The organism is Microscilla marina ATCC 23134, assembly GCF_000169175.1.
Taxonomy (GTDB): domain Bacteria; phylum Bacteroidota; class Bacteroidia; order Cytophagales; family Microscillaceae; genus Microscilla; species Microscilla marina.
Genome location: NZ_AAWS01000040.1, coordinates 33051 through 45676 on the forward strand (window position 1 = coordinate 33051; position 12626 = coordinate 45676).

Here is a 12626-nt window from a genome sequence, read left to right on the forward strand (position 1 = left end):
CCCGATCGAAACTTCATACTTTGCAAGCTTCAGAGAGGTTTCTCATTTTTTATAAGAATGCCCTATCTAAACAAGGCTCTTATAAAGAATTGGGCTGAAGGGTGATTGTATGCTCATGTTTGCTCTTCACTAGGGCAACCATTCCGATAAATCGCGAACTTCCATTGCATTACAGCAAGGGATTGCCCCTACATTTATCACTTTAAACTATACGTAAACACCTGTATATCAGAAATTTTAAAAACTTCGTACACGCTTAAAATGTATCCGCAGGATGCTTAGGAACGTGATCGCCCCGTAAACGGGATTTCGGGCGTAGCCCTCAACAATAACCCCGATAAGAAATCGGTGAAGCTGTCCGGTTTAGAACATATTAGCTTCGCAGAGCTTGAACTTCGTTCTGCGGTTCTCTTTCCTGACTTTCGTTACCCTGGCAGTTCCGCCGGGACTATGAGCTTTTATTGTCCGTGGTACCACGGTCTGGCTCAACATCCCCGGATGTTGCCTTGCCCGCAAACCGATAGCTGCAGCTTTGCTGCGCTGAGCTCTGCCAAAGGCTAAAAGTGCCTCAATCAGCCTTGAGTTTATGCCCTCAATCTCGACACTTATTTTGAACATGTTCCTTAATAAGAGCCATAAACAAAACCATTGACTTGCCTATTTGATAAAATACAACGGGGCTATTTTAAGCGAAGCGATAATTGTATAACTTGCCCTTGAACGAAAGTTAAAAACTCAAGTTACGCAGTTTTCTGAAGGTCACCTGTTTCTATTGTTGAACGGCTATATTGTTGCGCAATGCGTAGCCAAACCATTGAGCAATAAAGCCGTATGACCATCAAAATAAGTAGGTCTGCGTAACTTCAGTTAAAAAAATAAACAATTGAGTACTTGCTCTTAGAACTAACAATCACCAAAATATGCCGGAGGTACAATACGGGAATACGACTATCCACTACAGCCTGGCAACCAAGGCAGGGCTGCATTCGCACTACATCGTGATAGAAAAAGGCAAGGGAGTAGTGCTTAAGGGAGCGCCTGTATCTCTAGAAGAATCGCAAACCCTGGTGTTGCAAAAAGCCCGGTGGATTCTCGAAAAGCTCAGACTGACCGAGGCACTCCCTGCCGATGAAATAGTGACAGGAGCGCGCAGGGCTTACTTGGGTCGTCATTATTACATTGCCCTCCATATAGACGAGGGTGCCCCCCACATCGACATTGTTTTTACCGGGTCGCAGTTTAAGGTCAGCCTGCCTCCGGCTTTGTACACACCCCCTCGTTTGGCGACAGCTTTTGAGCAGTATTTGCACCAAAAAGCGATAGAGAAAATAACCCCCAGGGTAAAAAAATGGGCAAAAGTAACGGGCTGGCAATACAATGCGCTTAAGTTTAGGCGGCTCGACAAACGCTGGGGGAGCTGTACGCCTACCAACAACATTGTGATCAATACGGCTGCCATTCGGTTGCCCTACAAGCTGATAGATTACCTCATTGTGCACGAGTTGGCGCATACGCAGGTAAAAAATCACTCTCCAGTCTTTTGGGCGAAGGTGGCTATGCATTTGCCCCATTGGAAGGCGCTGGATGGGCAAATAGGGGAGGTAAAGCTGTAGATGGTATACTCACTGCCCGCCACTAAAAGCCAATGATGTATATGCCCAATGCGGCTTACATCCACTTGTGTGTTTTTGTTTTACCCAACTGGTGCAGTTGCCGTAAGCGCGTAAGTATTTTGTGGTTTACCAAATAAAACCATACCTTTGCCCCCTAAAATGACAAAAAAATGATGAAATTTATCCTAATCACCAACACTATTTGGTTTGCCCTTGGTTTTCACGCTTTTTCAATCCGGCATAAAATTTTTGCCAAACTGGTAGTACCCCGAAAAGACAGAGATACCCCCGTATTCACTATTTTAGCCGAGTCGGGGCGGTTTTTGGGTGGGTTTAACCTGGCGTTTACCTTGTTCAATATTTTATTGCTTTTCAATCTGGACACTTTCCCCAGCGATAAACAAAGAGCCATTTTGCTGCTGGTATTTGCTATAGCGCACGGTTCCCAATTTGCGTTTAATGTTCCTATCGCCATTCAAAACACACGGGGCGAAGGAGTATGGCAAGTGCTCAAAGGAACCATGCTATTTATATTTGTAACAGATTTTGTGATGATGACGCTTAACCTGGCCTTGTCTATATTACTTACCTGGTAGAGAAAACCTATGGATTGTTTGGTTTAATTACGAATGAGAGAATTACGAATTATGAATTGACCGTAGGGAACTCTGCGAAGCTTTTTAATTACGAATCGACCAGAGGGAGCTCTGCGAAGCTAATTAGGGAATTACGAATTACAAATTACGAATTAGCGCGAAGCGTGGCTAAAGGCTCATCATAGCTCAAGAAAAGGCTAATGGCTAAAAGCTCCCTACAAACAGTTAAACAAAGGCTAATAGCTAAAGCTACACCGAGATTAAAAAGGCTAAAAGCCCCCTACAAACAGCTCAAGAAAAAAAGCTAAAACACACCGCTTACTCTACAAAAACCTAATCAACAAAGTTTCGATAAGCAAAAATGCCAGGGCAGCAACGATAAAATACTTCCACAGGTTTACCTGAATATTTTTGGCTTTAAACTCCGTAATAAAATCTTTGCCTTGTTTAGAGAAATCGTATACCTGCACATTTTTCGCTTTGGCAAAAGTATTCTTAAGCTCCTCCATGCTGTAGTAGTTCAGGTCAGACTCTGCCTTGCCATAATTAAAGGCAATCAGCCCTTGCTGCTTGCCATTCAGCATGAGTTTATAATAGCCTGCTTCCAGTGCCTGGGCGGGCATTTCGAGCAATAGTTCATCGCCAATAATACGTTGAGCTGGTACAATCTCCAGCTTGTCCTTTACCAGTTTGTACACTTGATTTTTGGCGGGGTTACTTACCTTCAGTCGCAGCGTTTTTTCCTGAAAAGTATAGGCAAGGCGTTCACCCGTAGTTTTGCTTGCTGAAGCTATTTTATACATGACTGGTACAAAGATAGCGTGTTTGGCAAGACTGCTATAGTCGCCATTGAGCGGTGCTGCACACAAATATACTTTGCCACGCCCTACCCCAAACTGCGACATAAACGGACGACGGTTTTTGTAGGTAAATACATTGTTGCCAAGGTTGTTCCAGCTTATTACAGCACTGGCAAAGGGCATGTTCATGTTGCGGGGAATGTTGTTAAACATCCCCTTAAAAAACGGATTGCTTGTATTGGGTACTGCCAGTGTGTTATTGCTGGTTCTTTTAAGAGAGTCTTTGTTGGGAGTTTGAGTTTTGAAACCGCTCACCCTTAAACCTCCCAGAAAACCACCGTAAGAATTCCCCGGCTTGGCGGCTGGAAATACCACCAGGCTTCCTCCTTTTTGAACAAATTCGCGTAAAGCAGTCACCAAGGCCCCTTCAATGTTGTTGAGCTCGTTGAGTATGATCAAATCCGATGCTTTGATGCGGTTGTAGTCCAGGGTATTTACATTTTGACTATTGAGCTTAAATACCTTTTCGTTGCTGTACAGGTTTTGAATGTACCTGGTAGGGTTCTTTTCGTGCAAATGCAAAATATTGATAGAGGTAGAGGCATTGAGCGTAAAGAAGTATTCATTGTCAAACGTTACCGGAAAGTCTTCAAAGGTGATTTTACCTGCCTTCCAACCTTTACCGTTTACCGTAAAATTAAAACTGGTGACTGCAGTAGCGTTGGCGGGTAGTTCGGCGCTGGTGGTAGACACTTGCTTGCCGTCAAGAAAAAGCTTGAGCACCAGGTTGGGGTAGTTGTCTTGACTAAAACTTTTTAAGCGTACATTTACCCGGTTGCTTTCCAGCTCTTTGATAAAGGGGTTTTCCAGCCACACCGAATCTATCATAATGTTAGATGTTTTTTCTGACTTGATAGGTACTATATAGTATTGGTTGGAAGTGTCTAGTTGTACCTTGTTTAAATCTCCGGCAGTACTTTTCTGAAAGTCGGAAAACCAAAACACCTGATTCTTTTTATTGTTTGAGTACCTGTCCAGCAAGCTACTTTGGCGCTTATACAATGAGGGAAGGCTGCGGTAAGCATTAGAAAACTTCGTTTCGGTCAGCCGATCGGCTATTTCGTTGGCAGGAATAGGAAACTGCTCTTTATTTTCAAAGTTGTTGGTGATTAGCTGAAAGCGGGCATCTTTAGGGAAAACCTTTACCAGATCGGCTATGTATACCGAGGCAAGGTCAAAATACTTATCGTTGCCCAACTCGCTTTGCATACTGTAAGAGTTGTCGAGGTACATACCCACCAACCCACTCAGGTTTTGAATATCTTTTTGGTTTTTGCTGGGGATAAATGGTTGGGCAAATGCCAACACCAAAGCTGCCACCATACCCAAACGGGATAATAAAATGAGAAATTGTTTGACCCGTCGAAATGAATTAGTTTCGGTTTTTACATCTTTGAGTAGTACTACATTGGTAAAATATACCCGTTTTACTTTTCTAAAATTGAATAAATGAATGGCGATTGGAATAGCTAGTGCCACTAACGCCCACAGGAACAGGGGATATACAAAGTTCATTCAGTTATAATAAGTTTTTGTATTTTCTATGGTTATTTTTAAACTCAAAACCACCTGCCTATAGCAAGTAGCATGGAGGGTTGGCATCACTTCTGGTATTACTGATAAAACAATGATTCAAATGATTTGTTTACTCAGTTACAGCATCTTACAAGAAAGGATATTGTTGTTAGAATAACAAGTTTTCAAAAAAAACATTTACGCTAATATAGCCAAATCACGTATTTGCGTAAGCACAAGCAGGTATTTTAACAATCAGGTAACAAAGCTTTGAAATAATGTGCTTTTTTTTTATAAATTCCGTTATTTTTACCGCCAATGTTTTTAGTTTTTAGCCTTTAGCTGTTAGTTTTTTCTTGAGCTACGATGGACTTTTAGCCGTTAGCTTTTGTTTAACTGTTTGTAGGGAGCTATTAGCTTTTGTTTAACTGTTGATAGTTTTGGCTTTTTATTGAGCTACGATGGGCTTGTGGCTTGTAGCTTGCACCTTGAGGCTAACTTAGATTTAATCAAATTCGAACTTTTGAAACCTTTACAATTTATGCTACAACAACGGGTAGCCGTCATAGATTTAGGAACCAACACATTCCACCTTTTAATTGCCGAAACCACCAAGCAGGGCTTTCAGAAACTATATTCAGATAAGGTACCCGTAAAGATTGGAGAAGGGGGGATTTCTGAAGGCATGATTACCAACGAAGCCCAAACCCGCGCCCTGGCAGCCATAGACAAGATCAATGATATACTGCAGCAATACAAAGTACCCGAAAGCAAAATATGGGTAGTGGCTACCAGTGCTTTTCGTAGTGCCAAAAACGGGCAGGCACTTGCCGATACTATAGAAGAACGCACTGGCTTTAAAGTAGATATTATAGATGGAAGCAAAGAGGCCGAATACATTTATTTTGGGGCAAAAACAGCCCTGGACATTGGCGACACTACATCGTTGATTATGGACATTGGCGGGGGAAGCGTAGAGTTTATCATTGCCAATCAGAAACGTATTTTTTGGAAACAAAGTTTTGAAATTGGCGGACAACGCCTGCTCGACCAGTTTATGCGTACCGACCCTATTACCGAGTTGGACATTCAGCGAATGAATATATTTTTAGAAGAAAAGCTCTGGGGAATGAGCGAGGTGGTGTTCAATTATTCGCCCAAGATGCTGATTGGTTGCTCTGGTACTTTTGACACCCTCACCGAAATAAACGACGCCCGATACCCCAAAGGGCAAAGTACGCGCTTGTCAAAAACCGAGTCGGAAATGGATTTAGACGACTTTCATGAGGTATACCAGGCGTTGGTTTGGAAAGGCCGCAGCGAACGCCTAAAGGTAAAGGGAATGGTAGAAATGCGCGCCGATATGATTGTAGTGGCGGTGTGTCTGATTCGCTTTATTATGGATCGTTACGACCTTGAGCATATCAGAATGTCGTCTTACTCGCTCAAAGAAGGTTTGTTGAGCAAAATGTTGGGCGAGATGATGGATTAGTGTTACGTGTTTGTGGGGGCTTTTAGCTTTTTGTAGCTTTAGCCATTAGCTTTTAGCCTTTTTTTGGCTGTTCGTATGGAGCTTTTAGCTTTTTCTTGAGTTACGATGAGCTATCATATTTGCGAATTAGTTAGGAGTTGGTAACCCGTAGTCTTAGCTACGCTTGCGCTCACTTGTAATTCGTAATTCTCTCATTCGTAATTAAACAATTCGTAATTAAAAAGCTTCGCTTCGCGCTAAATTATTAAAAATGACTTATATTTTACACTTTATTCTAGGGTTTGCGGCCAGTTTTCTGGGTACGTTGCCCTTTGGACCCATCAACCTCTCTATGGTAGATACCACCCTCAAAGGCGGCTTAAGGGTAGGTCTGCGGTTTTCGGTAGCGGCTGCCCTGGTCGAAATTGCCCAATCGTTGTTTGCCTATAGCTTTGGTATGCTTATTACCCGTTATCTTGAACACAATGTATGGATCCAGCTCACAGTATTTGTAGTATTGTTTGCTATTGGGGCAGTTTTTTTTACGCGCAAAGAAAAAGAAGACGCCAGTGTAGAAAGCGGTCGAAAAATATCGCCTTTTGCCAGGGGAGCCATTGTAGGGTTGCTCAATCCGCAGGCATTGCCCTTTTGGGTAGCCGTCATAGCAGCCCTCAAATCATCACATTGGTTAAGTTTTGCCGTGTGGGACTTTATCCTCTTGTTTTTGCTGGGAGTATCTTTGGGCAAGTTGGTTGCTTTGTTACTCTATGGCAAACTCAGTTTGTGGATCGTACAACGCATTTCGTCGCTGAGCCACTGGATGAACCGCATCATTGGCAGTATTTTTATTTTGCTGGCGCTTATTCAAGTGGCTAAAATGTTTAGTTAATAATGTAGACTAAACGTGCGATGTTTTTTACAAAAAAGGTCAGTATAGTTCGTGGTTACAACACTTTTATGAATGTGTGTAGGTTGGTTCTTAGACCTGGCTATTTTTAAGCAATAAAAAGCGCAGGATCAAACCCCAACTTTGTTTGTAAGATAGTTGCCAACAAAAAAAGCGAAGCCCAACGAGCTTCGCTTTTTGCCAAAGTGCTTATCCTTTGGTGAGTAGGTAATACATCTAATCTATAACATCATAGTTCTACAATGATACCTATGCTAGGCAACACATTGCCTGCAATATTGTCTAAAAACTTCCCCTGATACAGGTTGGGGTTGTTGGGATCTCTTACCGGGTTGCCTTGATCGTCGCGTACCACATCTATATTGTCTTGAAACTGTACCTGCGCATTGGTTACATTCTGAATATCAAAGAACACATTCAAGCTCCACTTCTTAAAAAACCATTTTTTATCTAAACGAACATCTACCTGATAAAAAGCACTGTTTCGTTCGGTGTTCAATCGGGTATAGTCAGGAATGCCCTGCCCGGCAATGTCCCAGTTGGCAGGGGTAAGCGTAGCGTTTAGGTCAAATGGTGTAAAGGGTGCCCCTCCCGAAAACAAGATACGGGTACCAAACTCCCAGTTGTTGCCAAACTTATAACCACCAGTCAAGCTAAGTATATGTCGGTTGTCCCAGGCAGACGCCACAAACTCATCGTTACGGTCTTTGAACTCACTACGTACCAGCGTGTAAGCCAAAATACCATAAATGCCCTTGCTAAACTTGCGTTGTACGAGTAGCTCCAGACCATAAGCGCGCCCTACCGACGATGAGTTTACAGGGTCGTTGCCTATGACACCAAAATCGGCTCCCAGGTTTGCAAGTGAGATTTGCTCTCTGATAAGAAAGGGGTAGTTTTCATAAAATTTATAAAAACCTTCTACAGTTATTCGGGTGTTGCTTGCCGGAAGGTTGTACTCAAAACCAGTCACCAACTGCGAGTTTTTAATGTATTTAATATCGTTGGCCTTATTGACAAAGGTATCGCCTTCTTTGTAGCCCAAAATAGTATAAGCAGGCAGTTGATAATAAATACCCGTGTTGAAGTTCCACGAAAAAGTAGGGGTAAAGCTATACGATGCCGAAAAACGCGGCGACAATTGGTTGGCAAGGTTACTCATCTCTTCTGAGTAATCGTTGGCATCGGCACGCAAACCTAAAGATAGTGCGAGCTTATCTTCAAAAAACGAACGACTCACCTGTACCGAAGCGCCCCATTTATTAATGTCTAGTTCCGATTGTACGCTTTTGGTAATGGGAGCACTATTAGGAATCACTACTTGGTTGTCGGTACTGTTGGTGTATTGTGCCAACTCATATTGCAACGACAGGTTTAGTTTCCAGCCCCCGGCTTCTATGTAATCTTCCAGCCTAAACTTGTTTTCAATCTCCCGCGATTTGTAATCTAAAATACGGGGCAGGCTTTCGTCGTTGCCCGGGTGTTTGTACAAGTTATTGTTCAACGCATTTCGGCTCACAATCAACGAATAGCTGCCGTTTTCACGAAACCAGTCATACTTGGCACCTATAGTATAGTTCCATTGCTCGGTTACGGGTAGGTTGTTTAAGGTATAGCGCTGTTCTTCGGTGTCGTTGGCATCCAGGTTGAGCCTAAACTGGTCAATTGCCCCCAGGCCAATAATACTCAGCTGGCTTTTCTTGCCAAATTTGTGCTTGTACTTGAGCTGGAAGTCGTTGTAAGTAGGTAAAAAGGGCAGCTCTAAGGCAGCAAATAAAAACTGTAGGTAGGAGCGACGCGCCGAAAGAATCACACTTGAGTTTTTGGTCACTGGTCCTTCAAGCGTAATGCCCACGTCGGTAGCACTTACAATTCCGTTGGCTGTCCAGCGGTCGGTGCGCCCATCTTTTTGTTTAAACTCCAGTACAGAACTTAAGGCATTGCCCCGGTTTGCCGGAAAGGCACCCGAATAAAACTCTACCTCTCTGATAAAGTCCACATTGATAAGCCCCACCGGACCACCCGATGAACCCTGGGTAGCAAAGTGGTTGATATTGGGAACTTCTATGCCATCCAAAAAGAAACGGTTTTCGTTGGGAGCGCCCCCTCTTACAATCACATCGTTGCGAAAAGCGGGTACTGCTGCCACCCCAGGCAAAGTCCTGATCACCTTAGAAATGTCACGGTTGCCACCAGGGTTTCTTTTAATTTCGTTGGTACCAATGGTACGCAATGACACGGGGCTTTCGGTGGTTTTCAGAAAACTAGAGCTTGCCGTTACGGTCACTGTTTCCAACTTGGTGGTTTCTTCTTCTAACCCTATGTTTGCTATAGCTGGGCGGGCTGGAGTAACCTCTACTTCGAACACCACCTTTTTCTTAAAACCAATGTAAGACACTTCCAGGTTATACAAACCTCCCTTGAGCCCGGTAAGGGCATACTTGCCGTCTATATCGGTAGTTACTCCGTTAGACGTACCCTGAATAACCACTGTAGCAAAAGGAATACTTTCGTTGTTTTTCTTGTCGAATACCCGTCCGCTTATCTTACCACTTTGGGCCCAGGCAAGCGAACTTATCAGCATAATTGCTACAAAAATGAAGTGCTTTGTAAATTTTATCATTGCTATAAATTATTAAAAATATATTTCTTTTACGTATTAAATTTACTATATTTATAATGTTTTCGTAACTAAAACAATGTCGACTAAGTATTGTTTAGAAATAGTATAAAAAATTTACGCAATGCATAAAAGGTATAAATTGATCAGCGATTTGGTGCGTCTTACCGCAAGGTTTGAAGAAGAAGTATCAGATCAGGAATTAGATATTATGAATTTTACTGCCTGGCTCAACGATCAGGTGCAAGGCAATGAGGAACTTGCCAAAGATGAAAACTCGCGCACATACCCTGCTCCCAGTTTAGATGTGCAGCTGTCTTCGGTGGTGGGTTATTTGTATAGGTATGCCAAACATTATAGTAAAAAAGCCTTGAAAGACTCGCCACTCACTACATTGGACGACTATGTTTTTTTGGCAACAGTGATGATAAAACCAGGCATGACCAAATCGGAGGTAATACAAGAGCATTTACTTGAGATTACGTCAGGGGCTGAAATACTGAAACGTTTGCAAAAACATGGGTTTATAGAAGATTATGAAAATCCAGACGACAAACGATCTAAGAAACTTAAGGTAACCTCCGCTGGAATGCAGGCACTACAAACTGCCCAGGCTGATATGAGTCAGGCTGCCCAAATTGTAGGGGGTAACTTAAGCGATCAGGAAAAAATGAGGGTATTACAGATAGGGTACAAGCTGAAGGCGTTTCACGATGAAATACACGCGGAGGATAAAAAATCGCCTTTAAAAGATATTTTGGATAAGTATTTTGAGTGAATTGAGACAGTAATCCGCAGCTGCCTTGTGGGATTTTCAAGATTCAGCTCATCGTCCATTCGAGTAAATGTTTACCTGGCGAATATTTGTAAATCAGTGGCGCATGTTAAAATTGTAATGTTTTATACCTGCCCCAGGTTTCCCGAACCAGGCAGGCGGATCATTAAAGCCCTGCTGAGTGTTTGAGCCATCAGTAATGCCGCAAGCTACTCTTTGAGCCAAGCCATAGCCTCTGTCAGATTATCAAAGTGCCTGACGGGATTTTGTTTTATGACCTGATTGACTTCTTCGGTGAGTTGGTTCATTGAGAGGTGAGAAATAAACTCCTGAGGCACTATAACGCAAAATTTATCTACGCTGGGCATTTCGAGTATTGGTGTAGTTATATTTTCTACCATCCAAAGTTGCAATTCGGGAGAGATAGGGTATTGAAGCTCCCGGTTATCGACCAAAACCAGGCGAGGTTTGGTTTCAAAGATAGAAGCCCTCCATTTGAGTAACAATGTCTTGAATTCGCTTTCGCTCATGTGGAGTGTTTCCGACTTGTTGGTGTTGTAGTGTAATGACAATTTCTGGTCAAAGAGAATATCGTTAAATTTGTCTTTAAGTAGTGTTTCCATAATAATGATGTTGAACAATTGAAAAATGGTGAATTTTGAGGGGAAACTAAGATTCAAGCAATCCCTTACTAGAGTCCTATATACTTATAGGCTATTTTTGAATTAATAGTTTCTTTTTTTCGATAAGTAGTTAGCAGCTGGTAATGAGTGAGCAAAGTTGTTAGATCAACGAATAAACTAGCAAATCTTCACTTGAGGCAACAAAGGTATATTTTGAAATTGATAGGGTGGGTAAACATAAAAAAAGCATAGAAAAGAAACTTTTCTATGCATGCTGTTGGGATGTGCCCTTGCACTCGACTAAGTCAGGTAGTGAAGGGCATGACGATACTTAGGAACGTGTTCAAAATAGGTGTCCAGATTTTGGTTAAAGACTCAAAGCTGACTGCGGCATTTAGCCTTTGGCAGAGCTCGGCAAAGCGAAGCTTTAGCCATCGGTTTTTGCGGGCAAGGCAACATCCGGGGGATGTTGAGCCAGACCGTGGGACGGTACCACGGACAATAAAAATAACAAAAGGCAGTAATGAGAACCGCAGAACGAAGTTCAAGCTCTGCGAAGCTAATTTATTCTAAACCGGACAGCTTCAAAGTCCCGATTTCTTATCGGGGTTATTGTTGAGGGCTATGCCCGAAATCCCGTTTACGGGGCGAACATGTTCCTTAGCTTACTCTTTAAGCCAAGCCATTGCCTCTGTCAGACTACCAAAATACCTGATGTGATTTTTTTCTATGACATTATTGGCTTCTTCGGTAAATTGGGTGATCGAGAGATGAGAAATAAACTCCTCAGGCATTACAAAGCAAAATTTGTCTACGCCAGGCATTTCCAATACTGGAGTACTTATGTGTTCTACCATCCAGAGTTGTATTTCGGGAGAAATAGGGTATTGAAACTCTCGGTTATCGACCAAAACCAGGCGAGGTTTAGTTTCAAAGACCGAAGCTCTCCACTTAAGTAACATTTCCCTGAATTCGCTTTCGCTCATATCAAACGTGTCAGACTTGTTGGTGTTGTAGTGTAACGATAATTTCTGGTCAAAGAGAATATCGTTAAACTTGTCTTTGATGAGTATTTCCATAATAGTAATGTTGAACAACTGAAAAACTGGTGAATTTTGAAGGGGCTAAAAATCAAGCAACCCCTTACCTACTTAGAAGCTAGAGTACTAGCCTTATATACTTATAGGCTTTTTTGAATAAATAGGTTCTTTTTTTCGATAAGTAGTTAGCAGCTGATAATGAGTGAGTAGAGTTGTTAGATCAAATTCTTTTGTTTATTGAGTAAAATTGTTGGGGTAACAAAGGTATAGTTGAAATTGTTGGGGTGGGTAAACATAAAAAAAGCATAGAAAAGAAACTTTTCCATGCTGTTTGAAAAATGCATTAGCTTAATATTGATGTTGAAGGTGTTGTGCATTGCTAGTTGTTAGAAAATAGATACTGTGCTGAAGGAAATATATATTGTCTATTCACTTGTAACAATGCCCCTAGAGCAAAAAAATGACAACACGCCTAAAAAAAAATAATTTGAATGATACATCAGGGGTCATTTGCTGGCCAACAATTTGTCTAAAATCGCTTCTATATTTGTTGTATTGGTATAATAATGACCAAGGGTTGGCATCTAGTGCCTACACAAGCTTGCT

General features: G+C 42.1%; 9 protein-coding genes. 5 read left to right on the forward strand and 4 right to left on the reverse strand.

Going from position 1 to position 12626, the window contains the following annotated elements; all coding sequences use genetic code 11:
• Positions 1-920 precede the first annotated feature (920 nt).
• A complete protein-coding gene (locus tag M23134_RS27240; RefSeq protein WP_002701744.1) occupies positions 921-1613 on the forward strand; it encodes a M48 family metallopeptidase in 693 nt (230 codons plus the stop codon).
• Positions 1614-1783: 170 nt separating this feature from the next.
• Entirely contained in the window at positions 1784-2209 is a 426-nt protein-coding gene (locus tag M23134_RS27245) for a hypothetical protein (RefSeq protein WP_002701745.1), read from the forward strand.
• A gap of 323 nt (positions 2210-2532) precedes the next feature.
• Here the strand turns inward: M23134_RS27245 and M23134_RS27250 are convergent, their stop codons facing one another.
• Complete coding sequence (locus M23134_RS27250; RefSeq protein ID WP_002701746.1) at positions 2533-4584, reverse strand: BatA domain-containing protein; 2052 nt, start codon at positions 4582-4584, stop codon at positions 2533-2535.
• A 523-nt stretch (positions 4585-5107) separates the two neighbouring features.
• On the opposite strand from M23134_RS27250, the gene M23134_RS27255 reads away from it, so the two are divergent.
• Complete coding sequence (locus M23134_RS27255; protein WP_157558671.1) at positions 5108-6076, forward strand: Ppx/GppA phosphatase family protein; 969 nt, start codon at positions 5108-5110, stop codon at positions 6074-6076.
• 250 nt (positions 6077-6326) lie between these two features.
• Entirely contained in the window at positions 6327-6944 is a 618-nt protein-coding gene (locus M23134_RS27260) for a LysE family translocator (protein WP_002701749.1), read from the forward strand.
• Between the two features lie 247 nt (positions 6945-7191).
• Here M23134_RS27260 and M23134_RS27265 read toward each other — a convergent pair whose 3' ends face one another.
• The gene (locus M23134_RS27265) at positions 7192-9585 is read right to left on the reverse strand and encodes a TonB-dependent receptor (RefSeq protein ID WP_002701751.1); all 2394 of its coding nucleotides are present in this window, start codon (positions 9583-9585) and stop codon (positions 7192-7194) included.
• Positions 9586-9706: 121 nt separating this feature from the next.
• On the opposite strand from M23134_RS27265, the gene M23134_RS27270 reads away from it, so the two are divergent.
• Entirely contained in the window at positions 9707-10360 is a 654-nt protein-coding gene (locus M23134_RS27270) for a MarR family winged helix-turn-helix transcriptional regulator (protein WP_002701754.1), read from the forward strand.
• 206 nt (positions 10361-10566) lie between these two features.
• On the opposite strand, the gene M23134_RS27275 is transcribed toward M23134_RS27270, so the two are convergent.
• The gene (locus M23134_RS27275; protein ID WP_002701757.1) at positions 10567-10980 is read right to left on the reverse strand and encodes a hypothetical protein; all 414 of its coding nucleotides are present in this window, start codon (positions 10978-10980) and stop codon (positions 10567-10569) included.
• A 665-nt stretch (positions 10981-11645) separates the two neighbouring features.
• Entirely contained in the window at positions 11646-12059 is a 414-nt protein-coding gene (locus M23134_RS27285; protein ID WP_002701758.1) for a hypothetical protein, read from the reverse strand.
• Between the last annotated feature and the right edge of the window lie 567 nt (positions 12060-12626).